Below are 25,652 nucleotides of genomic sequence, written 5' to 3'. Positions count from 1 at the left end.
GGTCAACTCCTGTCGTCGTGCGGCAGGTCGACCAGTTCGGCCAGCCAGGCGCGATGCCGATAGCCGGTGCCTAGCGCCAGCTGATCGCTTTTCGCCCGCTTCAGGTACAGATGCGCGGGGTATTCCCAGGTCATTCCGATGCCGCCGTGCAACTGAATGCATTCCTCGGCGGCATGCACCGCCACATCGCTGCAGTAGGTCTGCGCCATGGCCGCGGCGACGGCAGCGTCGAGATCGCTCCGCGCGCAGGTGTCGGCGGCGTAGCGGGCTGCCGCGGCAGCGGAGCTGACTTCCAGCCACAGATCGGCCATCCGATGCTTGATCGCCTGATATGACCCGATCGCACGGCCAAACTGCTTGCGCTGCTTGATGTAGTCGAGAGTGGTGTCGAAACACCACTGCGCGACGCCGAGCTGCTCGGAGGCCAGCAGCGCCGCACCAGTCTGCAGCGCCGCCTCGAGCGCCGCTTCCGCCGACCCTGTACCGGCCAGAGACGACGACGCCCCCGAAAACCGAACGTTCGCAAGGGGTCTGGTCATATCGAGCGCCAATATGGGCGACACCTCTACTCCCGCATCGGCGCACGAAACGGTGTGCAGTTCGAGTCCGTTAGGCCCTGTTGCCGGTACCACCAGCACGTCGGCTTCGGCTGCGCCCGCAACGCTGGTGACCTCTCCGGTCAGGCCGCCAGCACCTGTGCTGACGCCGGTTACCGAGTCGCCCGGCGCGGTGGACAGCGGCACTGCCAGCGCCGCGGTGACCTCACCGGTGGCCAGGCCCGTGAGGGTGTCGGTTTCGCCGGCCTGCAATAGCGCGACGGTCGCGAGTACCGCGCTGGACAAGTACGGCACCGAGGCTACGGCCCGGCCGATCTCCTCCAGCACCACGGCAGCCTCTCGAGCGCTCGCCCCGGCACCGCCCAGCTCGTCGGGCACCAACAATCCCGCTACCCCAAGGTCTGCGGCGAGCTCCTTCCACACACCCGAAAAATCCGGCGGCCCAGGGTCATACAAGCGCATCACTGCTTCCGGCGGGCACCGGTCGGCGAGTAGCTGGCGGACACTGTCGCGCAGCGCTTCCTCGGTGTCGGAGTACAGCAGGTCTGAGTTCATCGGTCCAGGTCCTTCCAGGCGACCTCTTTGTCGACGCGGTGTTCAGGCGGCAGGCCAAGAACCCGTTCGGCGATGGTGTTTCGCAGAATCTCCGACGTGCCACCCTCGATCGAATTGCCGCGCGCGCGTAGGTAGCGATATCCCGGCTCTCGCCCGGTCAGGTCGACCGTTTCCGGTCGGCGCATGGTCCAGTCGTCGTAGCGCAACCCGGCTTCCTTGTGCAGTTCCAGCTCGAATCCCGAAATCGCTTGCGCCAGACGGGCGAAAGCTATCTTCATTCCCGCGCCCTCGGGTCCGGGCTGCCCGGCGGCGAGTCGCTGGCGCAGCCGCTCACCCGTTAGCCGGGTGACCTCGGCTTCCACCCACAGTCGCATCAGGTCGTCGTGCATCGCGGAGTTGCGCAGCTGCGGTTCGTTACGCCAGGCTTCGGCGACCTTGCCGATCATTCCCCCTTCGCGGGGAACTCCGGGCCTGTTGCCGATGGCGACCCGCTCGTTGTTGAGGGTGGTGGTCGCGACCTTCCAGCCGCCGCCCACCGGGCCGAGCCGGTTGGCGTCGGGTACCCGGACGTCTGTGAGGAACACCTCGTTGAACTCGGCCTCGCCGGTAATCTGCCGCAGCGGCCGGATCTCGATGCCGGGGTCGGTCATGTCGCACAGGAAATACGTCAGCCCTTGGTGTTTGGGCACTGTCGGATCGGTGCGCGCGACAAGGATTGCCATCTGGGCGTGCTGCGCCATTGAGGTCCATACCTTCTGCCCGTTGACGATCCAGTCGTCACCGTCGCGCACGGCCCGGGTGGCCAGCCCCGCCAGGTCCGATCCGGCGCCCGGTTCGCTGAACAGCTGGCAGTAAAGGTGTTCGCCGGTGTAGAGCGGGCGCAGGAACGTTCGCTTCTGTTCGTCGGTTCCGAACGCAGCGATCGTCGGAGCCGCCATGCCCATTCCGATGATGTTTCGTCCCCCACCGGGCGGCGGCGCGCCCGCCGCGGCCAGTTGGCTTTCGACGCGGCGCTGGAACGTCCGCGGCAAGTCCAGTCCCCCGCAGCCGGGAGGGAAGTGCACCCATGCCAGCCCTGCGTCGAAACGTGCGCCGAGGAACTCCCGCGGATCGCTGGTCGCAGGGTCGTGTTGCTCGAGCAGTGTCCGCACCCGCGAGTCGAGGTCTTCGGCGATATCAGTGCTCATGTCGCTCTCCGTTCAGATTCCAGCGTCCTCGGCTACTTCGCGAGCCTTGCGGACCAACGCGTCGATTCGTTGCACAGTCGGCGTGCCCGCGGGGGCCTTGTTCTTGGGTTCGTCCATGGCGCGGCGCATCACGCCCTCGGCGATGATCGCAACCTTCCACAGCCCCAAGGCATGCCAATACTTCAATGTCTGCGCATCACGCCCGGTTTCGGCCAGATACACCGCTGTCATTTCGGCGCGGTCCGGGAACCCTTCGAGCGCAGCGGCGGCGAAGCTTCCGGCCCATTCGTCCTCTCCCGGTTCGGGCCAGTACGCCAGCAAGCTGCCCATGTCGGCCAACGGCTCACCGAGTGTGGACAGCTCCCAGTCCAAGACGCCAACCACTTCTCCGGTCGTGTGCGACGTAATGACGTTGCGCAGATGAAAGTCGCCGTGCACCAACGTCAGTTCCTGTCGCTGCGGCGCGGCGGCGATCAGCCGTCGGGTCAGCTCGTCGAGGTCGGGCAGCTCCCGGGTTTTCGACAGCTGCCATTGTCCGGCCCAGCGTTTGAGCTGACGCTGGGCGTAAGGTTTGTGGCTGGCCAGATCGGCCAGGCCGACTGCGTCGATGTCGACGGCGTGAATCTTGGCCAGAGTCTTCGCCATCGAGAGCCCGATTTGTCTGCGGCGCTGGGGAGTCAGCGATTCCGCTTTTTCCATCCGGTCGATCACCAGGCCGTCGACGTACTCCATCAACAGCAGCGGCACCTGGTTGGCGTCGCGGGTCAGCCCGTACACCTTCGGCGTCGGCACCGGCGTGTCCTGCAGCGCGGACAGAATCCGCGCCTCGCGCGCCACGTCGTGCGCCGACGCCAACAACTGTCCTAACGGCGGGCGGCGCAGCACCCACTCGCGGTTCTCGGCGTCGCGCACCAGGTAGGTCAGGTTCGACTGTCCCAGCCCGAGCCGCTCGAAGCTCAACGGGCCGGTGAACGCGATCCCGAGCTGTTCGAGCCAGTCGCCGATAGCCACTGGTTCGATGCCGAGGACCGCGCTAGTCACCAGAGCCGGTCCGGAACGCCTGCGCGTTGCCAAGGAGCTGGCCGCCGTCGATCACCATGGCCTCGCCGGTGATCCAGCTCGCGGCGTCGGAGACCAGGAACGCGACCGCGCCGGCAACGTCGACCGGATCGCCGACGCGGCCCAGCGGCGTGGTGGCCGCCAAAGCGTCTTCGTTGTTCTTCCACAGCGCCTCCGCGAGGCGGGTGCGCACCACCCCCGGGCAGATGGCGTTCACGCGGACTCGCGGTGAAAGCTCCAGCGCGAGTTGCTTTGTGACGTGGATCAGCGCGGCTTTCGTGGCGTTGTACATGCCCATGTACGGCGCAAAATGCATGCCGCCGATCGACGCCGTGTTGACGATGGCGCCGCCGTGCTCACCCATCCACGCCTTGACGGCCAGCGACGTCCACAACAGCGGCGCCCACAGATTGACGTCGAAAACCTTGGCGAAACGGCCGTGGTCCTGCTCGATCAGCGGACCGAAAGCCGGGTTGGTTCCCGCGTTGTTGACCAGGATGTCGATGCTGCCGAATCGTTCCAGTGCCAGGTCGATACAGCGTTGTGCCGCAGCTTCTTCGACGGCATGGGCCGCGACGCCGATAGCATTAGCGTCGACCTGTGCGGCGGCCGCGTCCGCATTCTCCTGCTTGCGTGACGTCAGCACCACATTGGCCCCGCCCTCGGCCAGTCGCTGCGCGACCGCCAGCCCGATCCCGCGCGAAGCACCGGTAACGATCGCGGTGCGGCCGGTGAAGTCTTCAGTGCTCATGTGCGCTGCTCCTCCTCATCGCTTCGCTCTGCATCGTCGACAGCGCGGTCATCGCGTGTCTCCTAACAGGCTGCGCTGGTAGCGGCGCATACCGCGCAGCCAGCGGTCATAGTCGGCGGCCTTTTGACGGTACATGTCCAGCACTTCCGGATGGGGAAGGATCAAAAACCGCTCCTCCTCGATGGCCGCCAGCACGCTGTAGGCGACGGCTTCCGGCTCCAGCACGGCACCTGCGGTGGTGACCGCGCGGGTGGCGAGATCGCCCAGCGGATCGCCCGACTGTTCGCCGGAGTAGAGCAGTTTGGTGTTCACCCCCATGGGACACAGACAGCTCACCTGGACTCCCTTGTCGCCGTAGGTGACGTTGAGCCACTCGGCGAAGCCGACCGCCGCGTGCTTGGTGACCGAGTAGGTGGCCGAGCCCAGTTGGGTAAGCAAGCCGGCCGCCGACGCGGTGCTGACGAAGTAGCCCTCGCCGCGCTCCGCCCAGCCGGGCACGAGCAATTGCGCGGCACGGATGTGTGCGCGCAGGTTGACGTCGAGGCTTCGGTCCCAATCGTTTTCGCTGACGTCGAGGCCGGCGGCGCCGGTGATGCCGGCGTTGGCGAAATACATATCGACGGGGCCGAATTCCGTTTCCGCGAGCTTGATCAGCCGCTGGATCTCGGCGGTGTCGGATACGTCGGCGCCCGTACTGACCGCGGCACCGGACCGCTGGGTGTTGACTTGTTCGGCGACCGCATCCGCGGCTTTGGCGTCCAGGTCGGCGACGACGACCCGCGCGCCTTCGCGCGCCAGTCTCGTGGCCAGTGCGCCCCCGATGCCGCCGCCACCGCCGGTGACGATGGCAATCTTCTGGTCGACTTTCACCGTTGAGTCCTTTCAGCGACGGGCTAACCGGGTGATCCACGCCCGGGAGTCGGCGGGATCGATGACGTCATCGAGTTCGAAGGTCGTGGCCGAGGTCAGCGCTTTGCCGTGCTGATAGGCCGCCTCGACCAGTTTCTCGAACAGCTGTTGCCGCTCGGCCGGGTCAGCGACGGCGGCCAGCTCCTTGCGGAAACCGAGCCGCACCGCGCCTTCCAGCCCCATTCCGCCGATCTCGCCGGTCGGCCAGGCAACGGTGAAGTCCGGCGCATGGAATGACCCGCCCGCCATGGCCATTGCACCCAGCCCATATCCCTTGCGCACGACGATCATTCCGAGCGGCACGGTCAGTCGCGCGCCAACGACGAACAGGCGGCCGAACCGCCGGACGGCTGCTTCCTTCTCCGCGTCGGGGCCCACCATGAATCCCGGTGTGTCGCACAGCGAGATGATCGGCAGACCCGATGATTGGCACAGGTTGAAAAAATCCGCGGTCTTGTCGGCGGCCTCGGCGTCGATGGCTCCGCCCAGATGGTGACTGCTGTTGGCTACCAACCCATATGCCACACCCTCGACCCGGACCAGCGCGGTCACCACGCCGACCCCGTAGTCGGGGCGCAGCTCGAGGACGGAGCCGACGTCCACGACTGATTCGATTACCCGGTGGACGTCGTAAGCACGCAGCCGATTCTCCGGCACCACATGGCGGGCGAGCCGCGGATCAGGGGCCTCCCAATCCCCAATGCTGCCTTGGAAATACGACAGGTACTGCTTCGCCAGCGACACCGCGTGCGCTTCATCATGGGCGACCAGGCTGACCACGCCGTTGCGTCGCTGCACGTCGATTGGGCCGATGTCCTCGGGCCGGTACACGCCAAGCCCACCACCTTCGATCATCGCCGGTCCGCCCATGCCGATGTTGGCGTCGGGGGTCGCGATGACCACGTCGCACACTCCGGCCAGCGCGGCGTTGCCGGCGAAGCAGCGCCCGGACACGATCGACACCAGCGGCACTTGGCCGTTCAGCGCAGCCAGCGTGCGGAAGGTCGGCACGTCGAGCCCGGCGATGTTGCCGAGGTCGGTGTCACCCGGGCGTCCTCCGCCGCCTTCGGCGAACAGCACCACCGGCACCCGCTTGCGTGCGGCCAGCTCCAAGACCCGATCGGTTTTGGCGTGGTTGCGCATGCCCTGCGTGCCCGCGAGCACCGTGTAGTCGTAGGAGAACACCACCGCCTCAGCCCCGCCGATGGTCGCAAGGCCTGCGACAAGCCCGTCGGCGGGCGTGTTGGCGATCAGGTCTTCTTCCGAGCGGCGGCTGCGCTGCGCGGCGATCGCGAGCGCGCCGTACTCGACGAAGCTGCCCGGGTCGACCAGATCGGCGATGTTCTCCCGCGCGGTGCGGCGGTTTTGTTTGTGCCGCTTGGTTACTGCCTCGGGTCGCGCTTCGTCGAGGGTGAGGAGGTGTCGGTGCCGCACCTCGTCGAGGTCGGCCCGTGGCCGGTCCAGGTCCTGTTCGGCGGCCGTGCTGGCGTCGGTATCCGCGCCGGTGCGACTGAATACCACCAACGGATCACCGGTTCCGACGACCTGCCCGGGCATCACGAGGTTACGAACAGTGCGGAGGGCGTCCGGCGCGGCGAGCGCGTGCTGCATCTTCATCGCCTCCAGCACCGCCACCGGCCCGCCCGCAGCAAATTCGGCGCCTTCGGGCGCGACCTCGATCACGGTGCCGGCCATCGGTGCGCGCAGCACTCCTTCACCCGGATACAGCTCGGGCGTGATAACTCGAATCTCCGATTGGCGGGCCATCGCGGTAGCTGCCAACTCGGGAAGCTTGGCGTCGAGAAAGCCTGTCGTGACAGCGCCGGATTGAATGTCGTTGGTGGACAGGATTTCTCGCAGCAGCGAGCTGTTGGTTCCGATGCCCTCGATGCTGAAGTCGGCCAGCGCTGTTCGCGCCTTGCGCAGGACCGCCGGAAACGACGTCCCGTGCACATGGGTGATCACTTTGGCCAGCAGTGAGTCGTAGCGCGGACTGGGAGTGAGCCCGGGCCGGCCGTAGGTGTCGACGCGCACCCCGGGGCCGCTGGGTGGCGTGAATGCGGTCAGGGTGCCCGCGGTCGGTATCACCGATCCGTCAGTGTCGATCGTCTCCATATTCACGCGGGTCTGGATCGCGATTCCCCGCGCCAACCCTGGCTCGCCCGTGACATCTGTGCCGTGAGCGGTGATTCCGGCGGGAAGACCCAGCTGCTCGAACGCGGCGCCGTCGGCGATGGCGAGTTGGGTCGCCACCAGGTCGATCCCCGTGACCTCTTCTGTGACGGTGTGCTCCACTTGGATTCGTGGATTGACTTCGAGGAACACGAAACGATCGCCGGCAACCAGGAATTCGACGGTGGCCAGCCCGCGGTAGTTGAGCTGGCCAAACAGCCGCGCTGCGTTTTCGTGGAGGGCGCGGCGCGTCTCGTCTGAAAGTGCTTGTGCAGGCGCGATTTCGACGAGCTTCTGGTAGCGCCGCTGGACGCTGCAGTCGCGGTCGCCGAGCGCGAGAGCATGCGGCCCGGTGGCGACGATCTGCACCTCGATGTGGCGTGCGTCGTCGAACAATGCCTCGGCGAAGACGGCGCGCTTGCCGAATCCGAGTTGCGCTTCGGCGGCGCAGTGGCGGTAGGCATCGTCGATCTGGTCTGCGCTGCGGACTACCCGAAGCCCACGGCCTCCACCACCGCCAAGCGCTTTGATCATGATCGCGCCGCCGTGTATGGCGAAAAACGCGTGAACGTCTTCGAGGCTGCTGGGCCCGTCGGTCGCGGCCAGCACCGGCACCCCCGCGTCGATCGCAGCGCGGCGGGCCGCGGACTTGTCACCGAACAGCTCGAGCAGGTCGGCATCGGGGCCGACAAACCGGTATCCCGCGGCGGCGCAGGCCCGCGCGAATGCGGCGTCCTCGCTGAGGAATCCGTAGCCTGGATGGATCATTGAGGCCCCGGACTTTTTGGCTGCCGCCAGGACCGCGGCATGATCCAAGTACGCGGCGGGGCCGGCGCCCGGCAAGCCGATCGCTTCGTCGGCCGCGTGCACATGCGGGCTGTCGGCGTCGTCCTCGGCGTATATCGCGGCGGTGTCGATGCCCAGTTCTATTGCGGTGCGGATGATTCGAAGTGCAATCTCGCCGCGGTTGGCGATCAGCAGCGTCATGTGGCTCCGTCACTCCATCAGTGTGGCGGCCAGCGTGCCGCCCAGCTCATAGGCCCGCTCACGCACCGCGGCGTCGATGCCGCCGACGACTTCCAGTACGTCGGCGGCTTTGGTCAGCGACAGTCCGGTGGCCACTTTTTCGACAGCCGTTGCGGCGCCGACGGTGTCGTTGTTGCCGTGCACCCACAGGCCGTACGGCCGGCCCGCGACGTGGTCGAGGCTCGGGTAGTAGACGGTGTCAAAGAAGTGCTTGAGCGCTCCCGACATGTACCCGAGGTTGGCAGTAGTCCCGAAAAGGTAGCCGTCGGCCTCGAGCATGTCCGGGACGGTGGCGGCCAGCGCCGGGCGGACCACCACGTCGACGCCTTCGATGTCCGGGTCGTTGGCGCCGGCGAGTACGGCCTCGAGCAGTTCACGCGTGGCGGGCGACGGCGTGTGGTGAACAACCAGAAGAGTTTTGCTCATCGTCCGCCCTGCAGCTGGACGGCCTTTTTCATGGCTTCGCGTGCGCGGCCGCGGTCACCGGCGTAGTCGTAGGCGCGGGCCAACCGGTACCAGCGCCGCCAGTCGTCCGGATTGTCTTGGATTTCGGCGCGGACGGTGTCGAACAAGACGTCGGCGGCCTGTCGGTCGATGCGGCCGGACGGCCGTCGTGGCAATGCGCTGACGTCGAGTTCCATTCCGTCGTCGGCAATGAGGCGGGCGAGTTTCTGGTGGGCGAACCCGGCGCGCAGGGTTGCGATCATGGCCCACAGGCCGATTGCCGGCAGAACCAGCAGCGCTACCCCGAGACCGATCGCGGCGCCTCGGCCGGAGCCGATCAAGACGACGGCGATCCGGGTGAGCAGCACAAGATACACCAGCAGCGCAGCGCACATGAACGCGATGAGCAGCTGGATGCGCAGGGCGCGTGGGGATTTCGTCATCGCAAGTTGAGCAAGGGCTCGATGCCGACCGTCAGGCCGGGACGTTCCTTGATGTGGCGCACCGCCAGCAGGACGCCGGGTACGAACGAGGTCCGGTCGAGGCTGTCGTGGCGGATGGTCAGCGTTTCGCCTGCCATGCCCAGTAGCACTTCCTGGTGGGCGACCAGTCCGGCCAACCGTACCGAGTGCACGGGGATTCCGTCGACCTCGGCTCCGCGGGCGCCAGGCAGGCTCGTGCTGGTGGCATCGGGGTTGGGCGGCAAGCCTTTTCGTGCTTCGGCGATGATTTGGGCGGTGCGCGTGGCGGTGCCCGACGGGGCGTCGGCCTTATGCGGGTGGTGCAGCTCGATAACCTCGACGGAGTCGTAGAACGGCGCCGCCTGCTTGGCGAAGTGCATGCACAGCACCGCCCCGATCGCGAAGTTCGGCGCGATCAGCGCGGCGGTGCCGGGTTTGGCGGCCAGCCATGAGCGCACTTGCTGGAGCCGCTCGTCGGTAAAGCCCGTGGTTCCGACGACCGCGTGAATTCCGTTGTCGATCAAGAACTCGAGGTTGTCCATGACGACGTCGGGGTGCGTGAAGTCGATGACCACCTCGGTGTGGCTGTCGGTGAACAAAGTGAGCGGATCACCGGCGTCGACTTCGGCGGATAGCGTCAGATCGTCGGCGGCCTGCACGGCCTGCACCATGGTCGAGCCGACTTTGCCTTTGGCTCCCAGCACGCCTACCCGCATAGGTGCAGCGTAGCCCGGTGACGATGCGGGTCGGGATGGTAGCGGGCCGCAGGCCTGGGGATAAACGCGGAACTGTGGACAAACCGACCAAAGGTGGCTTGGGCGGTGATCGATGTCGGGGGGCGCGGCTACTATCTCGAACATGAGTTCGACTTGCCTGGCTGCTCCGCCGGAGGTGACGGCCGCCTTAGAGGCGCTCGAGGCGGCGGTGGCCCGGGTTCGCGAGTTGAACTTCGACAACTACGAGCCCGCGGTGCGGCTGCGCGCCTTGGAGCGGCTGGAGACCTCACGGCGCCAACAAGCCGTGGCCAGCCATGACCTGATCGCGAGCCTGGCCAAAGAAGAGTTTGCCGATATCGGCGGGGTGCCCCACAAGGTCATCGCCGACTGGCTGCGCATCAGCTGCACCGAGGCCCGCCGACGCATCCACAACGCCGAACAGCTGGCCCCCCGCCGCACGCTCACCGGACAACCCCTGCCACCGCAGCTACCGGCCACCGCACACGCGTGGCGCACCGGAGTGCTCGATGAGCAGCATCTGCGCGTCATTCAAAGCTTCGTGCGCGACCTGCCCGAAATCACCCCGGCGACCACCGTCGAGCAGGCCGAGCGGTTCTTGGCCGAGCAGGCCGCCAACCTACGCCCCGACCAACTCGACAAGCTAGCCGACCGATACGCGGTCCTGATCAACCCCGACGGCAAATTCTCCGACACTGATCGGGCCCGCCAACGCGGCTTCACCTGGTGCGCGCAACGCCGCGACGGGATGAGCATCGGCAAACTCATAGCCTCCCCCGAACTGCGCGCCAACCTCGATGCCTGGCTGGCCCGGTTCGCCGCCCCCGGCATGTGCAACCCCGACGACGAAACCCCTTGCGTCAGCGGCCAACCCGAAGACGAGGCAGCGAGCAAGGATCGGCGCAGCCATGCCCAGCGTCAACACGACGCCCTCAACGCGCTCGTGCGGGGCCAGCTGGGCGACCCCAACCTCGGCGTGCACAACGGATTGCCGGTCACAGTGATCGTGTCCACCACGCTCAAGGAACTGAGCGCCGGCACCGGGCACGCAATCACCGGCGGCGGAACCCTGCTGCCGATGCGCGACCTGATCCGCATGGCCGCCCACGCCTACCACTATCTGGCCGTCTTCGACGACCACGATAGCCGCCCGCTATATCTGGGCCGCACCAAACGCATCGCCTCACCGGACCAGCGAGTGGTGTTGTACGCAAAAGATCGCGGCTGCACGGCACCCGGATGCGATGTGCCCGGCTACTGGTGCGAAGTCCACCACACCGAAGACTGGGCGCGCGGCGGGCACACCAACATCGACAAGCTCACCCTGGCCTGCCACCCCGACCACACCCTGGCCGAAAACGGCTGGCGCACCATCAAACTCGCCAACGGCCAAACCCAATGGATTCCCCCACCCCACCTCGACCACGGCCAACCCACAACCAACAACTACCACCACCCCGAACGCTACTTCGGGCGAGAAGAAGACGTGCAGGACGACCCATAGCGGTACTCAGCAGGGTCAGTGCGAAAGGTGATTCCCGAACCATGCCCTCAAAGGGCGAAACCGGCCGCGTGACGCGGTCACACGCCGGCCATTGAGCGGCCTCTAAGCACGAGTTCGACCCGATCTAATAACTCGCTTGGGTTTTCGTAGACGCCGTCTTTCCAGACCAAGAGTGCGTTGAGAAGGTTCATCGGTTGAACCGTCAGTCGCAGGCCGAGTACCACCGTCTTGCTGGTGTCACCGCCCACCTCCACCGAGCGGTAGGTGATTGCGACTTGCAACCACTGACCACTCACCGGCTGCGGGGTGAGCTTGGGCTCGACCGACTCGACCAGCTCACGGCGGATTTCGGTCAATTGACTACCGCGCTCGGCCAAACGGAAAATCAGGGTCGACGGGGTGATACGGAGAAGACATCGACGCCACATCCGAACGATGCCGTAGACGGTCAGCGGGGTCACACCCAAGATGATGATGCCGACCGGCCGTAGCCACCCCGGATTGCCGGGTGCGAACCCCGCCGCAACAGCGGCGACCCCCATGAGGGGAACCAGCACTAGCGCGCCGTACGCGTTGCCCTCAAACCAGGGAATGTAGCGGCAGATAATCTCGTTCCCGGAGCGGCTGACCGCGGCACGGAAAATTCGGCGCTGCCCGACGAGGATGATGCCGCCGGTCACAGCAATGCCGAGGCATAGGTACCAAGGCGACCCAATCAGCACATTGATGCCCGCCAACAGGCACAGGGCGCCGCCGAAGGCGTAACGGAGCACGGGCCTCCGACGGCTTTTCCTCCTGCCGCCGGCCATCAGTGATCATCTCGCGTTGCGATTACCGGGGCGCGTTGGTGACCGGACGGCGCTGGACCGGCCGCGGCACCCCTCCGGACGGTCAGCCGGACATGTGACCGGTCGACGGGTGAATCGTGTCGCGCGGTTACCGTCAGTTGCGCGATCAGCGTCTCATGGCCAGCCGTGATGATCCGGGACTGTGACGCGCTGTCGATGGTGCCGAGCTCATGAGTGATCTGCATTGCGAGTAATGCCTGAACCCCGACAGATTCACCGCCCGGGCTCATTTCGCGGCGTACCTCATGACATCCCGGCGCCGACTGCAACTGCTGCTCGGCCAGCATCGCGAACACTTCAGCGGGGTTCAGGGGAGCCTTCACGCGATGCATTGTCAACACCGCGTTGGCACAAAACACGTCGATGCACGGATCGTCGCGCCACGCCCACACTCGCACACCGGGGGCCGAATCAAAGGGCTCCCAGCCCGGCGGTACCCCCACCTCAACGATGAAACCGGCGAACTCGTCGACCGGTGAGACAGCGAGGCCATGCTTCTCTGTGTACTCATCGAATCGCATCGCCGTCGCCTTACCCGAGACTAAAGATCGACTCCACGCCGTGCACCGCAGTACCGACCGCATCCGCGACCGGATGCCACGCCGCTTCGACCCCCTTAGATGCCACGAAGGCGGCGACTGCTCCGGCACCGGCGCCGACCACCAGACCAACCGCGGTCCCTGCCCCGGGAAACGCCGAACCGATCAGCGCACCCGTCTCCGCGCCAGCCCACAGCCCGGCGGCGACACCTGCGCCCTCGCGGGTGACGGCCTCGGCCACCGAGTTTCCGTCATGGATGTCGGACATGACCGCGGGTACAGCGCTGGCCGCACCAACCACCCCGCCGATGCGCGAGAATCCCTTCAGTTCGAATCCGCCGACCTTTGGATTCTCAAACCACTTCAACAGGCCGGGATCAGCCTTACCGGGCCCCGTGCCAGGGGATTCGTTGATCGCCTTGAGCGTCGTCTGACGCACACCCTCGGCGGTACCACCGGCCACCGCACCCGCACCCCCGATCGCCACATCCCCCTTCGTCACGGCGAGCCCGGAACCCTCGCCGGGGTGGTCGGCCGTTGCCGGCGTCGGAGTTGACGGCAATCGCGCAGCGCCACCGTCGGCTCCAGCGCTTTGGGCCGTACCGTTCGCGGTCGGCTGCTCACCGGTCTGCTTGCGCGGCGGAGAGTTGGCGCCAGCGCCACCGTCGGTACCGAGCTCGCCGTCGCCGACGGCGGCGCGCATCGCGGTGGCAAGTTCGTGGTCGGTGGTGTGCGCCTTGACCTTCACCGTGTCGAGATCGGTTTGAAGCATCTGGCGCTGTAGCTCAGCTTCCTCCGGCCCACCGGTAACCTTCCATTCCTCGGTGATGGTGAAGCCCAGTGTCTTGGCGCTCTCATCGATCGCACTCATCATTGCCTTGCAGGTTTGTACGTCCGCCGAGGCCGTGCCCACCGCGGCGGCCACGTGCGTCGACTCGTGGCCGTCTTTGTCGATATCGGTGCGCAGCCTGCCCAGGCTGCTGTGAAACGCCGAACCCGCCTCGCCCTGCCACTCGGCAAGCAGCTGACCCGTCTGGCCCACGTTCTCCCCGAACACGCCCAGGGTCGTTGCCCGGTTGGTGGCGACCTGGAATACCTTCAGCACCGCGGCGGCGTCCCACCGACGCACGTCGTCGGGAGTCAGGTCGCTCACGGCTCGAGCGCCGAAAATTCCTGCGCGCTGTGTCCCTCGTTGGCGCTGAAGGCTGTCCCCGCCGTGGCCATGTGGTACGACAGCCCACCGACACGGCGCTTGTGCTCGGTGTGACGGGTCTCCCAGCGCGCCATCACTTCCGACAGCGCCTTAGCCGACTCGCCGATCCAGCCCGGCGCGGCATCAGCCAGCTGGTCCTCGTGAACGATGAAGGCAAGCGCGGCGTCGCCCACCGAGGCTTCCAGGTGGGTGCTGCCCGCCGCCACCGCCACCGGGTCGACGTTGACAAACTCCGCTGCCATCAGCTCACCTCCCACCATGACTACGGCGGATTGTAGCGATGTTGGTTATCGCCGGTGTACACGTGCGCTGCCGCTCAGCGCCTACCGCCTCACGTCGCGCAGGAGTGAGAGAACAGCAATACCGGCCACGAAATGAGTGCCGCCACTAAGGTCACCAATGCGTCGTGCCCCTGCTCGACCTGCGCTTGACGCAGTCCCTCATCGTGCGCGCCGGCGACGATCGCGCCGACCACCAGATAGGGGATCGCACCTAGCAAACCCATCTCGAGCAAGGCGCCGATACTGACTTGAGAGTTCACCAGGCGACGCAACATCGTGAGCAGATAGGGCGTCTGCCCGGGATGGGGGAGGTCGTGGTCGGGCGAACCGTGCATGGGCATCAGGAGTCCTCGCCGATTAGGTCAGGCAGACGCCGCCGAACGCGAGTGCCGGCCACAGCGCGATTGATCCGAATAGGGAGACCATCAGCCGCAGACCCTGCAGTTGTTCCAAGTAAGCGGTGTGGGTGCTGGCCCAGACAATGCCGACCGCGAGGTACGGCGCACCCAATAGCAGTGCGCCGCAGGCGAGTTCGACGACCGTGAGCTGAAAGTTCAACACGCGTTCGAGCAAGTTGAGCATGAACCCGCTTCCAGTTGAGCCAAGCTACAGACAGCCTTTACGTTAACGACCATTCTGAAGCCGCGGTCGACTTTCACATCCTCTAGATCGGCGCTCCCCCGCGTAGATGCTCGAAGATCAGTGATGTCTGGGTGCCCGCGACGTCGGCATCGGCATTGAGGTTCTCCACTACGAACGACCGCAGGTCTTCGGTGTCGCGGGCCGCGACGTGCAGGATGAAATCGTCGGGGCCGGCCAAGAAATAGACGTCCATCACCTGCGGCTTGCGCCGGATCTGCTGGATGAAGCTGCGGATCTTGCCGCGGGCATGGGATTGCAGGTTGACCGCGATCATCGCCTGCAACGGCAACCCAATGGCGACTGGATCCAGGTCGGTGTAAAACCCGCGGATCACACCGAGCTCCAGCAAACGTCGAACCCGGCCGTGACAGGTCGACGGGGCGAGACCCAGCTTCTCCGCGAGCGCGCTGTTGGTGATCCGGGCATCGGCGTGGAGCAGACTCAAGATTTTGCGGTCCACGGCATCGAGATCAACTGGCCGAATATCCTTCGCTGCCGCACCCCCAACGTGTGCTCGATCAGTCAAATCTGCAGGCATACGGGGCAGTCTAGAGAATTATCCACAGCAGGATTAGCGGAGCTGCCGAACTTTCTTCACAATTGAAGGAGGTCTTTTTCACCGAGCTCTGGCAAGGAGCGACCATGCGTGTCGGTATCCCGACCGAGACCAAGAACAACGAATTTCGGGTTGCCATCACCCCTGCCGGCGTCGCGGAACTCACGCGTCGCGGCCACGAGGTACTCATCCAGGCCGGTGCGGGCGAGGGCTCGGCCATCGCAGACACCGATTTCAAGGCAACAGGCGCGCAACTCGTGAGCAGTGCCGAGGAGGTATGGCCGGCTGCCGACCTGGTGCTCAAGGTCAAGGAGCCCACCCCCGTCGAGTACGCCCACATGCGGCGCGGTCAGACCTTGTTCACCTTCCTACACCTGGCGGCCTCGCGGTCATGCACCGAAGCGCTGCTGGCATCGGGAATCACGTCGATCGCCTACGAGACGGTACAAACCGCCGACGGCGAGCTGCCGCTCTTGGCGCCGATGAGCGAGATCGCCGGGCGGCTCTCCGCCCAAGTCGGCGCTTACCATTTGATGCGCACCCACGGCGGTCGCGGCCTGTTGATGGGTGGTGTTCCCGGCGTCGAGCCGGCCGATGTCGCGGTGATCGGCGGCGGCACCGCCGGCTACAACGCCGCACGGGTCGCCAGCGGCATGGGCGCCCACGTCACGGTCCTCGATATCAACATCGACAAATTGCGGAAAGTCGACGCTGCGTTCCGCGGCCAAGTCCGCACCCGATACTCCTCGGCCTACGATCTCGAAGACGTCGTCAAGCGCGCCGACCTGGTGATCGGAGCAGTCCTGGTGCCCGGCGCCAAAGCGCCAAAACTGGTGTCGAATCCCCTTGTCGCACAGATGAAATCCGGCGCGGTGCTGGTAGACATCGCCATCGACCAGGGTGGCTGCTTCGACGACTCACAGCCGACCACGCACGACAATCCGACCTTCGTGGTGCATGACGCGGTGTTCTACTGCGTCACGAACATGCCGGCTTCGGTGCCCAAGACGTCGACGTCTGCGCTGACCAACGCGACCATGCCGTATGTGCTCAAGCTCGCCGACCACGGCTGGCAAGCCGCATGCCAGTCCGATCCCGCACTGGCCAAAGGACTTTCGACGCATGACGGTGCACTGCTGTCCCGGCAGGTTGCCGCCGACCTGAATCTGGCATTCACCGATCCGGCGACAGCGCTCGGCTGATGTCACACGTCGCCGAGTGTTGCGACGATTTCCGCGGCCGGCCCGGAGCGGGCGGCCGCGAATCCCGTTCCAGCCCAAAGGTTCATCCCATGTGGGTCGTCAGCGGCGGCGGCAGCCTTGCGGATCGGCGACGTCATGTGGTTGACCTCTGGATAACCCAGCGGCGCGACGTCATCGAGCAGACGGGTGAAGTCATTTTCCAGTCCGCGCGCGTAGCGCCCCGAAAACGCCCGAGTCACCAGCGTTCTGCCGAATTGCGGGTTCTGAAGCGCGGTGCGATGCGCAGCGCTGGTGCCCGCTTCGTCACTCAACAGCAGCGCGGTGCCGACCTGCGCGGCGACCGCTCCCCTGTTCAGCACACCGGCGACGTCCTCGGCGGTACCCAGACCGCCCGCAGCGATGAGCGGAACATCGTGCGCGGCGCGGATTCGGCCCAGCAGTTCACCCAACGACTCGGTGCCCGGGCTCATGTCCGGCGCAAACGTGCCGCGGTGCCCACCGGCATCCGGACCCTGAACCACCAGGCCGTCCGCTCCGGCGGCCACGGCTATCCCGGCCTCATAGGTCGACGTCACGGTGACGAATAGCAAGATCCCCTGTGCGCCCAACCGCCGCAGCACATCCGGGGACGGGGCACCGAAGGTGAACGACACCACCTCAGGCCGGACCTCGGCGATCACGTCGAGCTTGTCCAGCCAGCCGTCGTCATCACCGAAACGGGGCTGACCGACCTCGACCTCGTAGTGCTCGGCGATCTCGTCGAGTTCGTCTGCGTAGCGGTCCAACTGCATGTAGTCGGCGACGCTGGGCTGCGGCACGAACAGGTTGACCCCAATCGGGCCCGTGGTGGCCGCGCGGGCTGCCGCGATGTCGTCGGCCAAGCGCTCCGCGGTCAGGTATCCGCCGGCAACGAAACCAAGGCCGCCGGCATTGGTCACCGCGGCCGCCAATGCCGGCGTCCCAGGACCGCCGGCCATCGGCGCCCCGACCACCGGTACGTCGAGATCCCAGAAGCCCAAGACCATGGGGTTACTGTACTATTGCTTGAAGCTGTTGGGGCACCGCTCGTTTCGAGTGATACGGTCCCAGAACCGCGACACCATAGGATTTGCGGAGTAGCCGGCGCGCGACCGCGTTGACCTCGTCGACGGTGACGTCGTCGAGCTCTTGCAACGTTCGTTCGATGCTGCGGTGCTCGCCGTAGTTCAGTTCGCTGCGGCCGATGCGGTTCATCCGCGAACCCGAATCCTCCAGGCCGAGCACCAACCCGCCGCGCAACGACCCCTTGGCTATCCGGCACTCGGCCTCGGTAATGCCGTCGCGTGCCACCGTATCCAGTACGTCGCACGTCACCCGCGCCACCTCACCGAATCGCTCGGGCAGGCAGGCGGCATATACCGACAGTGCTCCGCTGTCGGCAAAAATGTCCAGCGACGAGTAGACGGAATAGGCCAGCCCCCGGGTTTCGCGAACCTGTTGGAACAGCCGCGAACTCAAGCCGCCGCCGAGCGCGGTGTGCAACACCGACAGCGCCCAGCGATGCTGCCAATGCCGGCCCGGCGTGCGCACGCCCAGACACATATGGGTTTGTTCGGCGTCGCGGTTGGCCACGGCTAAGCGCGGGCGCCCGGTCACCCGGCTGGTGCCTTTGCGCGGCGCCACCGGCCGGCGCCCGCGGATCAACCGCGGTCCGAAATGTTCGCGCACCAACGCCACCACCTCGTCGTGGTCGACATTGCCGGCCACCGCGACCACCATCCGCTCGGGTGTGTAGCGGCGCAGATGAAACGAGTGCAGCTGAGCGCGCGTCATCGCCGACACCGATTGCACAGTGCCGATCACCGGTCGACCGACCGGGTGGTCACCGAACAAGGCACCCAAGAACAGATCGGCCAGAGTGTCCTCGGGATCGTCGTCGCGCATCGCGATTTCCTCAAGCACGACATCGCGTTCCAGCTCGACATCCTCGGCGGCGCAGCGGCCGTTGAGCACCACATCGGAAACCAGCTCGATCGCCAGCTCCAAGTCGCTGTCGAGCACATGCGCGTAATAGCAGGTGTGCTCCTTGGCGGTGAACGCGTTCAGCTCCCCGCCGACGGCGTCCATCTCCTGCGCGATGTCGACCGCCGTGCGAGTCGGCGTTGACTTGAACAACAAGTGCTCCAGGAAGTGAGCGGCCCCGGCGACGGTGGATCCCTCGTCACGCGAGCCGACACCGACCCACACACCGACCGACGCGGACCGCACCGCAGGCAGGTATTCGGTCACCACGCGCAGACCGCCGGGCAGTGTCGTGCGCCGTAGCGCGGTTGAAAGCTCGCCGCTCTGCTGGCCCCGGCGCAGGGCGCCCGCCTTAACTACTGGCCGTCGCGGCATCGGTTTCCGTCGGCGACGATGCGGGCCGGTCACCGGCCCGCTGAGGAGCCGACGCATCGGGAGAGGCGGCCCCCGAACTGGCAGCACGATCGGCGGATTCGTCGTCGCCGAGCGGGATCAACGAAATTTTGCCCCGCTTGTCGATGTCGGCGATCTCCACTCGCAGCTTGTCGCCCACGTTCAGGACGTCCTCGACCCGGGCGATGCGCTTGCCCTTGCCGAGCTTGGAGATATGCACCAGGCCGTCACGTCCAGGCAGCAACGACACGAACGCGCCGAAATCCGTTGTCTTGACCACGGTTCCGAGGAACCGCTCGCCGACCTTGGGCAGCTGCGGGTTGGCGATCGCGTTGATGCGCTCGATCGCGGCCTCCGCGGACGGCCCGTCGGTGGCACCGACATACACGGTGCCGTCGTCTTCGATGGAGATCTGCGCGCCGGTTTCCTCGGTGATCGCGTTGATGATCTTGCCCTTGGGCCCGATCACCTCGCCGATCTTGTCGACCGGCACCTTGATGGTGGTGACCCGCGGTGCGTACGGACTCATCTCGTCGGGTGAGTCGATGGCCTCGGCCATGACCTCCAAGATCGTCAAGCGGGCGTCGCGAGCCTGGGAAAGCGCACCGGCGAGCACCTGTGACGGAATCCCGTCGAGCTTGGTGTCCAGTTGCAACGCGGTGACGAAGTCGCGTGTGCCGGCGACCTTGAAATCCATGTCGCCGAACGCGTCTTCGGCGCCCAGGATGTCGGTCAGCGTGACGAAGCGGCGCTCGGTGCGGCCGTCAACCTCGACGTCGTCGGACACCAGGCCCATCGCGATGCCGGCCACCGGCGCCTTGAGCGGCACCCCGGCGTTGAGCAGCGCCAGCGTGGACGCGCACACCGACCCCATGGACGTCGAACCGTTGGAGCCCAACGCTTCCGAAACCTGGCGGATCGCGTACGGGAATTCCTCGACGCACGGCAGCACCGGGATCAACGCCCGCTCGGCCAGCGCACCATGCCCGATCTCACGCCGCTTGGGCGAGCCGATCCGGCCGGTCTCTCCGGTGGAGAACGGCGGGAAGTTGTAGTGGTGCATGTAGCGCTTGGTGGTTTCGGGTCCCAGCGAGTCGATCTGCTGGGCCATCTTGATCATGTCCAGCGTGGTGACGCCGAGAATCTGGGTCTCGCCGCGCTCGAACAGCGCGCTGCCGTGCGCCCGTGGCACCACCGAGACTTCAGCGGACAGCGCGCGGATGTCGGTGATGCCGCGGCCGTCGATGCGGAAATGGTCGGTCAAGATGCGTTGGCGCACAAGTTTTTTGGTGAGCGCCCGAAACGCAGCGCTGAGTTCTTTTTCCCGACCGGGGTAGGTGTCGGCGAGCCGCTGCAACACCTCGACCTTGATCTCGTCCGTGCGGTTGTTGCGTTCAGCCTTGCCGGAGATGGTCAGGGCGGCGGACAGCTCGTCGGTAGCCACCGAGGCCACCGAGTAGTAGACGTCGTCGCCGTAGTCGGGGAACAACGGGTAGTCACTGGTCGGCTTCGCGGCGGCGTCGGCGAGTTCCTGCTGGGCGGCACACAGTGTGGCAATGAACGGCTTGGCAGCCTCGAGGCCTTCAGCGACAACGCTTTCCGTCGGCGCTTGCGCACCGCCGTTGATCAGTTCGATGGCGTTTTCGGTGGCCTCGGCTTCCACCATCATGATCGCGACGTCGGATTTGCCGTCGTGGGTGCCCACGACCCGGCCGGCCACCACCATGTCGAACACCGCTTGCTCGGTTTGCTCGACGGTCGGGAACGCCACCCAGGTGCCGTTGATGAGCGCGACCCGGACGCCGCCGATGGGACCCGAGAACGGCAGCCCGCCCAGCTGGGTGGACGCCGACGCGGCGTTGATCGCCAGCACGTCGTAGAGCTCGTCGGGATTCAGGCTCAGGATCGTCACCACGACCTGGATCTCGTTGCGCAACCCGTCGACAAACGACGGGCGCAGCGGACGGTCGATGAGCCGGCAGGTCAGGATCGCATCGGTGGAGGGTCGGCCCTCCCGGCGGAAGAACGAGCCGGGGATGCGCCCGGCGGCATACATGCGCTCCTCGACGTCGACCGTGAGCGGGAAGAAGTCGAACTGCTCCTTGGGGTTTTTGCCGGCAGTGGTCGCCGACAGCAGCATGTTCTCCTCGTCGAGGTAGGCGACGACGGAGCCGGCGGCCTGCAACGCCAACCGGCCGGTTTCGAAACGAATGGTGCGGGTGCCGAAGCTTCCGTTGTCGATGACGGCGGTCGACTCGAACACGCCCTCTTCAATTTCTGTGACAGACATGAACGTCCGTGCAGCCTCTCTGGGTATTCAGCTGTTTCGCGAGGTCACGCAAAACCCGGAGGGACCAGGGAAAACCTGGAGATACTCAGCCTGGATGCGGCTACGGCCGTCGATCGAAGCGGCCGGTACAAGCCCGGCCGCCACTACCGAAGACCGTCCGATACAGACTCGACCTTCTCTCGTTGGTGGTCCTGTCGTGACCCGCTGGGACGGTGCGCGCGGATTGCGCGACCGCACCTGCTCGGACCGATACGGCCCAGAACGCCCCTACTCTACACCGCCTAGCTGCAGCTTCTGACCAAACCGGGCGCGGTGGGCTGGGGCGCTAGGTGACGTCTTCGACACACACGGCGAATCCGCGCTGCGCGTAGGCGTAACCCACGCCGCTGATGCACTGGTCGACGCTGACCGGGTCCCTCAGGCCGGTGAGAATCTGGGTGGCGCGCTGGCGGTGCGGCACGGACTTGTCATTGCAGTCCACCCGGAAGGGGTCGGTCGTGTGCCGCGGGTCGACACTCATGCAGCCGCCCACGACCCAGTCGACATCCAGACAGGCGGTGTTGCCGGAGTCGCGGAATCCGGTGCGCATCGAATAAGAGGAGTCGACGTCGCCCGGGCACTGCTCGCGGCTTGGGACCGTGGCTGCCACCTTGAAGTTGGACGTCCGGCTACCGCAGGCCACCTTGGTGGCCACCGGCCGCTGGGCGGTGCCGGCGAGCCGCAGGCAGTCGCCTACCCGCAGGTCGGCGGTGTTGGCCGCGGGAAAGCATCCGCACAGGGTAAGTGCGATTGCCGTGACGGCCGCCGCGGCCAGGGTGCGCATCGGCTAGGTCAGCGACGCAGACCCAGCCGCTCGATGAGCGAGCGGTAGCGCTCCACATCGATCTGGGCCACGTATTTGAGTAGGCGGCGGCGCCGTCCCACCAGCAGCAGCAATCCCCGCCGCGAGTGGTGGTCATGCTTGTGGACCTTCAGATGCTCGGTCAGGTCGGCGATACGTTTGGTCAGCAACGCGACCTGCGCTTCGGGAGACCCGGTATCGGTCTCATGCAGGCCGTAGGTGTTGAGGATTTCTTTTTTCTGCTCGGCTGTCAGCGCCACGAATTTCTCTCCATCATTCGGTCCGCGAGTTTCAGTTATCGCGTGGCGACCCGCTGCGCCCGGCAATGCCGCGCTTGCGATCGCCACGATCAGGCGCGGCCGCCGCGAACTGCAGCACGCACCGTGTCGCCGGGAAGTCTAGCAGCGGAAATCTAGCCCGTGGCCAGCAGCGTGCGGGCCCGGTCGGTGTCGTCGTTCATCGCGGCGACCAGGTCGCGCACCGATTCGAACTTGCGCTGTCCGCGGATGCGCGCCACGAAGTCCAGCGCCACATGCTGCCCGTACAGGTCGGCGGTGGCGTCGAGGACATATGCCTCGACCGTGCGGGTGCGCCCCGAAAACGTCGGGTTGGTGCCGATCGACACGGCGGCTTTGTAGCGCTCACCTGGCACGACGGTGCCGGTCGCCGGCCCGTGCCCCAGCACGGTGAACCAGGCGGCGTAGACCCCGTCGGCCGGGATGGCGGAATACACCGGCGGCGCCACGTTGGCGGTGGGAAAGCCCAGCTGCATGCCGCGCCCGTCGCCGCGGACCACCACACCTTCGACGCGATGGGGCCGACCCAAAGCCTCTGCCGCAGCCACCACATCCCCCGCGTCGACGCAGGAGCGGATATAGGTAGAGGAAAACGTCACGGTTTCACTGTCGTGGCGCTCGGCCACCAGCGACATCGCCTCGACCGCGAAGCCGAACCGCTCCCCGGCCCGTCGCAGGGTGTCCACGGTGCCGGCAGCTTTCTTGCCGAAGGTGAAGTTCTCCCCCACCACGACTTCCACCACGTGCAGGTGCTCGACCAGCAGCTCGTGGACGTAGCGCTCAGGGGTCAGCTTCATGAAATCGGCGGTGAAGGGCATCACCAGAAATACGTCGATACCGAGCTCCTCGACCAGCTCGGCGCGGCGGGCCAGTGTCGTCAACTGCGCCGGATGGCTGCCGGGGAAGACCACTTCCATCGGGTGCGGGTCGAAGGTCATCAGCACTGTCGGCACCCCGCGTGTCCGGCCGGCTTTGACCGCGTGCGCGATCAGTTCGGCGTGTCCGCGGTGCACCCCGTCGAACACGCCGATCGTGAGTACGCATCTGCCCCAGTCCGTGGGGATCTCGTCTTGTCCCCGCCACCGTTGCACAATCGCAAGCCTACGGCTCTGGGCAGTGTGCGGCGGCGCCTGGGAGTGCGTGCGCCGCGCCTGCGTCCAGCGCGTCGACTCTGCGCACATGTCGCGATCCGGCCGCTTAAGCACGCCACCACCGCAGTTTCGATGCAGCCGCGCGACGGCCCCGTATGAGGCCGGCGTTGCTTAAACTTCCTGTTGTGCGCCCCGACAACGAGCCTGGCGAGCTCACCGCGGTTGCCCAGGACTACCTGAAGGTCATCTGGAACGCGCAGGAGTGGTCGGTCGACAAGGTCAGCACCAAGATGCTGGCCGAGAAGATCGGGGTGTCGGCTAGCACCGCATCGGAGTCCATCCGCAAACTCGCCGAGCAGGGTCTGGTCAACCATGAGAAATACGGCGCGGTGACGCTGACGGAATCGGGGCGGCGTGCGGCGCTGGCGATGGTGCGCCGACACCGGCTGCTGGAGACTTTTCTGGTCAAGGAGCTCGGCTACAGCTGGGACGAGGTGCACGACGAGGCCGAGGTCCTCGAGCACGCGGTCTCCGACCGGCTGGTGGCCCGCATCGACGCCAAGCTCGGCTTCCCGCAGCGTGATCCGCATGGCGACCCGATACCGGCCACCGACGGACAAGTGCCGACGCCGCCGGCGCGTCAGCTATGGGCCTGCCGCGACGGCGACGCCGGCACGGTGGCCCGGATTTCAGATGCCGATCCGGAGATGCTGCGGTATTTCGACAGCATCGGGATCAGCTTGGATTCGCGGCTGCGGGTGCTGGCCCGCCGCGAGTTCGCCGGGATGATCTCGGTGGCCATTGAATCGGGTGAATCACCCGAGGGCGCGGCCAGCACTGTCGATTTGGGCAGCCCGGCCGCCCGCGCGATCTGGGTGGTGTCCAGCTAGATCAGCGCTCGGCGCGCTGATACGCGGTGACGACGGCGGCGCCGCCGAGCCCGATGTTGTGTTGCAGCGCCGCTTTCACGTTGTCGACTTGCCGCTTGTCGGCGGCGCCGCGCAGCTGCCAGGTCAGTTCGGCGCACTGCGCCAGGCCGGTGGCACCGAGCGGGTGTCCTTTGGAGATCAGGCCGCCTGAGGGGTTGACCACCCAGCGCCCGCCGTAGGTGGTGTCGCCGTTGTCGATGAGCTTGGGGGCCTCTCCCTCTCCGCACAATCCGAGCGCTTCGTAGAGCAGCAACTCGTTGGCCGAAAAGCAGTCGTGCAGCTCGATCACCTGGAAGTCCTGCGGCCCAAGGCCGCACTGTTCGTAGACCCGTTGCGCGGCCTGCACATTCATGTCGTAACCGATGAGGTTCTTGGCGGAGCCGTCGAAGGTCGAGGCGAAGTCGGTCGTCATCGCCTGACCGACAATCTCGGTCGCCTGGCCCGCCAGCCCGTGCTTGTCGACGAACGACTCGCTGGCCAGGATCGCCGCGCCGGAACCGTCCGACGTCGGAGAACACTGCAGCTTGGTCAGCGGATCGGAGATCATCCGCGCGGCCAGGATGTCGTCGAGTGTGTAGGACTCCTGGAACTGCGCGTACGGGTTGTTCACCGAGTGCTTGTGGTTCTTGAAGCCGATCTTCGCGAAATGCTCAGCGGTGCTGCCGTATTGGCGCATGTGTTCGCGACCGGCGGCGCCGAACATCCAGGGTGCGACGGGCATCGCGAACTCGTCGATCTCGGCCATCGCCTTGACGTGTCGGCCCATCGGCGACTCGCGGTCCTGGGCGCCACCGGACAGCGAGCCTGGTTGCATCTTCTCGAAGCCGAGCGCGATGGTGCAGTCGGCGAGCCCGCCGCGGATGGCCTGCGCCGCCAGGAAAAGCGCCGTAGAGCCGGTCGAACAGTTGTTGTTGACGTTGATGATCGGAATCCCGGTCATGCCCAGCTCGTAGAGCGCCCGTTGCCCGGACGTCGAATCGCCGGCGACATAGCCGACGTAGCCCTGCTCGACCTCGGTGTAGTCGATGCCGGCGTCCTCGAGCGCCTTGGTCCCAGACTCGCGCGCCATGTCGGGGTAGTCCCAGCCCTCACGACGGCCGGGTTTCTCGAACTTCGTCATACCGACGCCGACCACGTACACCTTGTTTGCCATTGCCCTAGCGTACGGCGG

At 66.2% G+C, this 25,652-nt stretch carries 26 protein-coding genes; 3 read left to right on the top strand and 23 right to left on the bottom strand.

The window, feature by feature from the left end:
• Window positions 1-2: 2 nt before the first annotated feature.
• The 9 genes from G6N15_RS16620 to dapB are packed head-to-tail and all read right to left on the bottom strand — an operon-like array spanning window position 3 to window position 9,837.
• On the bottom strand, window positions 3-1,112 hold the full coding sequence (locus G6N15_RS16620) for an acyl-CoA dehydrogenase family protein (protein WP_083087705.1): 1,110 nt from the start codon (window positions 1,110-1,112) through the stop codon (window positions 3-5).
• A complete protein-coding gene (locus G6N15_RS16615; RefSeq protein WP_083087704.1) occupies window positions 1,109-2,299 on the bottom strand; it encodes an acyl-CoA dehydrogenase family protein in 1,191 nt (396 codons plus the stop codon). The genes G6N15_RS16620 and G6N15_RS16615 overlap by 4 nt, the downstream gene beginning before the upstream one ends.
• A gap of 12 nt (window positions 2,300-2,311) precedes the next feature.
• Window positions 2,312-3,340, bottom strand: a complete 1,029-nt coding sequence (locus tag G6N15_RS16610) for a phosphotransferase family protein (protein WP_372506486.1) — start codon at window positions 3,338-3,340, stop codon at window positions 2,312-2,314.
• Window positions 3,333-4,109, bottom strand: coding sequence for an SDR family oxidoreductase (locus tag G6N15_RS16605; RefSeq protein WP_083087744.1), 777 nt, complete (start codon window positions 4,107-4,109; stop codon window positions 3,333-3,335). Before G6N15_RS16605 ends, G6N15_RS16610 begins: the two co-directional genes overlap by 8 nt.
• A 48-nt stretch (window positions 4,110-4,157) precedes the next feature.
• Window positions 4,158-4,979: an SDR family oxidoreductase gene (locus tag G6N15_RS16600; RefSeq protein ID WP_083087703.1), complete on the bottom strand. Its 822-nt coding sequence runs from the start codon at window positions 4,977-4,979 to the stop codon at window positions 4,158-4,160.
• A 12-nt stretch (window positions 4,980-4,991) separates the two neighbouring features.
• Window positions 4,992-8,177: an acetyl-CoA carboxylase family protein gene (locus tag G6N15_RS16595; RefSeq protein WP_083087702.1), complete on the bottom strand. Its 3,186-nt coding sequence runs from the start codon at window positions 8,175-8,177 to the stop codon at window positions 4,992-4,994.
• Window positions 8,178-8,186: 9 nt separating this feature from the next.
• The gene (locus tag G6N15_RS16590) at window positions 8,187-8,642 is read right to left on the bottom strand and encodes a flavodoxin family protein (protein WP_083087701.1); all 456 of its coding nucleotides are present in this window, start codon (window positions 8,640-8,642) and stop codon (window positions 8,187-8,189) included.
• Complete coding sequence (locus G6N15_RS16585; RefSeq protein ID WP_083087700.1) at window positions 8,639-9,103, bottom strand: tetratricopeptide repeat protein; 465 nt, start codon at window positions 9,101-9,103, stop codon at window positions 8,639-8,641. The genes G6N15_RS16590 and G6N15_RS16585 overlap by 4 nt, the downstream gene beginning before the upstream one ends.
• The gene (dapB, locus tag G6N15_RS16580) at window positions 9,100-9,837 is read right to left on the bottom strand and encodes a 4-hydroxy-tetrahydrodipicolinate reductase (protein WP_083087699.1); all 738 of its coding nucleotides are present in this window, start codon (window positions 9,835-9,837) and stop codon (window positions 9,100-9,102) included. Before dapB ends, G6N15_RS16585 begins: the two co-directional genes overlap by 4 nt.
• 142 nt (window positions 9,838-9,979) lie before the next feature.
• On the opposite strand from dapB, the gene G6N15_RS16575 reads away from it, so the two are divergent.
• A complete protein-coding gene (locus tag G6N15_RS16575) occupies window positions 9,980-11,359 on the top strand; it encodes an HNH endonuclease signature motif containing protein (RefSeq protein WP_083087698.1) in 1,380 nt (459 codons plus the stop codon).
• Between the two features lie 77 nt (window positions 11,360-11,436).
• Here G6N15_RS16575 and G6N15_RS16570 read toward each other — a convergent pair whose 3' ends face one another.
• The 7 genes from G6N15_RS16570 to G6N15_RS16540 all read right to left on the bottom strand — a co-directional run bounded on the left by G6N15_RS16570 (window position 11,437) and on the right by G6N15_RS16540 (window position 15,420).
• The gene (locus G6N15_RS16570; RefSeq protein ID WP_083087697.1) at window positions 11,437-12,168 is read right to left on the bottom strand and encodes a hypothetical protein; all 732 of its coding nucleotides are present in this window, start codon (window positions 12,166-12,168) and stop codon (window positions 11,437-11,439) included.
• Complete coding sequence (locus tag G6N15_RS16565) at window positions 12,168-12,728, bottom strand: LpqN/LpqT family lipoprotein (RefSeq protein ID WP_083087696.1); 561 nt, start codon at window positions 12,726-12,728, stop codon at window positions 12,168-12,170. Before G6N15_RS16565 ends, G6N15_RS16570 begins: the two co-directional genes overlap by 1 nt.
• 10 nt (window positions 12,729-12,738) lie before the next feature.
• Window positions 12,739-13,899 (bottom strand): hypothetical protein, encoded by a 1,161-nt coding sequence (locus G6N15_RS23320; protein ID WP_232070258.1) that lies wholly within the window; start codon window positions 13,897-13,899, stop codon window positions 12,739-12,741.
• Entirely contained in the window at window positions 13,896-14,201 is a 306-nt protein-coding gene (locus G6N15_RS16555; RefSeq protein ID WP_139797834.1) for an RNA 2'-phosphotransferase, read from the bottom strand. Before G6N15_RS16555 ends, G6N15_RS23320 begins: the two co-directional genes overlap by 4 nt.
• Window positions 14,202-14,290: 89 nt before the next feature.
• Entirely contained in the window at window positions 14,291-14,581 is a 291-nt protein-coding gene (locus G6N15_RS16550) for a hypothetical protein (protein WP_139797833.1), read from the bottom strand.
• A 16-nt stretch (window positions 14,582-14,597) separates the two neighbouring features.
• Window positions 14,598-14,822: a hypothetical protein gene (locus G6N15_RS16545; protein WP_083087693.1), complete on the bottom strand. Its 225-nt coding sequence runs from the start codon at window positions 14,820-14,822 to the stop codon at window positions 14,598-14,600.
• Between the two features lie 82 nt (window positions 14,823-14,904).
• The gene (locus G6N15_RS16540) at window positions 14,905-15,420 is read right to left on the bottom strand and encodes an HTH-type transcriptional regulator AldR (protein WP_083087692.1); all 516 of its coding nucleotides are present in this window, start codon (window positions 15,418-15,420) and stop codon (window positions 14,905-14,907) included.
• Window positions 15,421-15,524: 104 nt separating this feature from the next.
• Here G6N15_RS16540 and ald point away from each other — a divergent pair, with 104 nt between their 5' ends.
• On the top strand, window positions 15,525-16,640 hold the full coding sequence (gene ald, locus G6N15_RS16535; protein ID WP_083087743.1) for an alanine dehydrogenase: 1,116 nt from the start codon (window positions 15,525-15,527) through the stop codon (window positions 16,638-16,640).
• A gap of 2 nt (window positions 16,641-16,642) precedes the next feature.
• Here ald and G6N15_RS16530 read toward each other — a convergent pair whose 3' ends face one another.
• The 6 genes from G6N15_RS16530 to G6N15_RS16505 form a co-directional block, all read right to left on the bottom strand.
• Window positions 16,643-17,665, bottom strand: coding sequence for a nitronate monooxygenase (locus G6N15_RS16530; RefSeq protein ID WP_083087691.1), 1,023 nt, complete (start codon window positions 17,663-17,665; stop codon window positions 16,643-16,645).
• A 4-nt stretch (window positions 17,666-17,669) separates the two neighbouring features.
• Window positions 17,670-19,016: a M16 family metallopeptidase gene (locus tag G6N15_RS16525; RefSeq protein WP_083087690.1), complete on the bottom strand. Its 1,347-nt coding sequence runs from the start codon at window positions 19,014-19,016 to the stop codon at window positions 17,670-17,672.
• Window positions 18,994-21,324 (bottom strand): polyribonucleotide nucleotidyltransferase, encoded by a 2,331-nt coding sequence (locus tag G6N15_RS16520; RefSeq protein WP_083087689.1) that lies wholly within the window; start codon window positions 21,322-21,324, stop codon window positions 18,994-18,996. The genes G6N15_RS16525 and G6N15_RS16520 overlap by 23 nt, the downstream gene beginning before the upstream one ends.
• A gap of 325 nt (window positions 21,325-21,649) precedes the next feature.
• The gene (lppU, locus tag G6N15_RS16515) at window positions 21,650-22,147 is read right to left on the bottom strand and encodes an LppU family putative lipoprotein (protein ID WP_083087688.1); all 498 of its coding nucleotides are present in this window, start codon (window positions 22,145-22,147) and stop codon (window positions 21,650-21,652) included.
• 8 nt (window positions 22,148-22,155) lie between these two features.
• Window positions 22,156-22,425 carry a 30S ribosomal protein S15 gene (rpsO, locus tag G6N15_RS16510; protein ID WP_083087687.1) on the bottom strand — a complete coding sequence of 90 codons (270 nt, stop codon included), beginning with the start codon at window positions 22,423-22,425 and terminating at the stop codon, window positions 22,156-22,158.
• 152 nt (window positions 22,426-22,577) lie between these two features.
• Window positions 22,578-23,552: a bifunctional riboflavin kinase/FAD synthetase gene (locus tag G6N15_RS16505; protein WP_083087686.1), complete on the bottom strand. Its 975-nt coding sequence runs from the start codon at window positions 23,550-23,552 to the stop codon at window positions 22,578-22,580.
• Window positions 23,553-23,737: 185 nt separating this feature from the next.
• Here G6N15_RS16505 and mntR point away from each other — a divergent pair, with 185 nt between their 5' ends.
• Window positions 23,738-24,442: a manganese-binding transcriptional regulator MntR gene (gene mntR / locus G6N15_RS16500; RefSeq protein WP_083087742.1), complete on the top strand. Its 705-nt coding sequence runs from the start codon at window positions 23,738-23,740 to the stop codon at window positions 24,440-24,442.
• 1 nt (window position 24,443) lies between these two features.
• Here the strand turns inward: mntR and G6N15_RS16495 are convergent, their stop codons facing one another.
• Entirely contained in the window at window positions 24,444-25,634 is a 1,191-nt protein-coding gene (locus G6N15_RS16495) for a lipid-transfer protein (RefSeq protein ID WP_083087685.1), read from the bottom strand.
• Between the last annotated feature and the right edge of the window lie 18 nt (window positions 25,635-25,652).

The organism is Mycobacterium noviomagense, from assembly GCF_010731635.1.
GTDB classification, from domain to species: Bacteria; Actinomycetota; Actinomycetes; order Mycobacteriales; family Mycobacteriaceae; genus Mycobacterium; species Mycobacterium noviomagense.
Note: the sequence above shows the minus strand (reverse complement) of the source record. Positions and strands in the feature narration are given on the sequence as shown.

Excerpts from the sequence above, each read along its gene's own strand:
- G6N15_RS16620 (WP_083087705.1), bottom strand. The coding sequence starts at position 1,112 with ATGAACTCAGACCTGCTGTACTCCGACACCGAGGAAGCGCTGCGCGAC.
- G6N15_RS16615 (WP_083087704.1), bottom strand. The coding sequence starts at position 2,299 with ATGAGCACTGATATCGCCGAAGACCTCGACTCGCGGGTGCGGACACTG.
- G6N15_RS16605 (WP_083087744.1), bottom strand. The coding sequence starts at position 4,109 with ATGAGCACTGAAGACTTCACCGGCCGCACCGCGATCGTTACCGGTGCT.
- G6N15_RS16595 (WP_083087702.1), bottom strand. The coding sequence starts at position 8,177 with ATGACGCTGCTGATCGCCAACCGCGGCGAGATTGCACTTCGAATCATC.
- G6N15_RS16590 (WP_083087701.1), bottom strand. The coding sequence starts at position 8,642 with ATGAGCAAAACTCTTCTGGTTGTTCACCACACGCCGTCGCCCGCCACG.
- G6N15_RS16585 (WP_083087700.1), bottom strand. The coding sequence starts at position 9,103 with ATGACGAAATCCCCACGCGCCCTGCGCATCCAGCTGCTCATCGCGTTC.
- dapB (WP_083087699.1), bottom strand. The coding sequence starts at position 9,837 with ATGCGGGTAGGCGTGCTGGGAGCCAAAGGCAAAGTCGGCTCGACCATG.
- G6N15_RS16575 (WP_083087698.1), top strand. The coding sequence starts at position 9,980 with ATGAGTTCGACTTGCCTGGCTGCTCCGCCGGAGGTGACGGCCGCCTTA.
- G6N15_RS16570 (WP_083087697.1), bottom strand. The coding sequence starts at position 12,168 with ATGGCCGGCGGCAGGAGGAAAAGCCGTCGGAGGCCCGTGCTCCGTTAC.
- G6N15_RS16565 (WP_083087696.1), bottom strand. The coding sequence starts at position 12,728 with ATGCGATTCGATGAGTACACAGAGAAGCATGGCCTCGCTGTCTCACCG.
- G6N15_RS16555 (WP_139797834.1), bottom strand. The coding sequence starts at position 14,201 with ATGGCAGCGGAGTTTGTCAACGTCGACCCGGTGGCGGTGGCGGCGGGC.
- G6N15_RS16550 (WP_139797833.1), bottom strand. The coding sequence starts at position 14,581 with ATGCCCATGCACGGTTCGCCCGACCACGACCTCCCCCATCCCGGGCAG.
- G6N15_RS16545 (WP_083087693.1), bottom strand. The coding sequence starts at position 14,822 with ATGCTCAACTTGCTCGAACGCGTGTTGAACTTTCAGCTCACGGTCGTC.
- G6N15_RS16540 (WP_083087692.1), bottom strand. The coding sequence starts at position 15,420 with ATGCCTGCAGATTTGACTGATCGAGCACACGTTGGGGGTGCGGCAGCG.
- ald (WP_083087743.1), top strand. The coding sequence starts at position 15,525 with ATGCGTGTCGGTATCCCGACCGAGACCAAGAACAACGAATTTCGGGTT.
- G6N15_RS16530 (WP_083087691.1), bottom strand. The coding sequence starts at position 17,665 with ATGGTCTTGGGCTTCTGGGATCTCGACGTACCGGTGGTCGGGGCGCCG.
- G6N15_RS16525 (WP_083087690.1), bottom strand. The coding sequence starts at position 19,016 with ATGCCGCGACGGCCAGTAGTTAAGGCGGGCGCCCTGCGCCGGGGCCAG.
- G6N15_RS16520 (WP_083087689.1), bottom strand. The coding sequence starts at position 21,324 with ATGTCTGTCACAGAAATTGAAGAGGGCGTGTTCGAGTCGACCGCCGTC.
- lppU (WP_083087688.1), bottom strand. The coding sequence starts at position 22,147 with ATGCGCACCCTGGCCGCGGCGGCCGTCACGGCAATCGCACTTACCCTG.
- G6N15_RS16495 (WP_083087685.1), bottom strand. The coding sequence starts at position 25,634 with ATGGCAAACAAGGTGTACGTGGTCGGCGTCGGTATGACGAAGTTCGAG.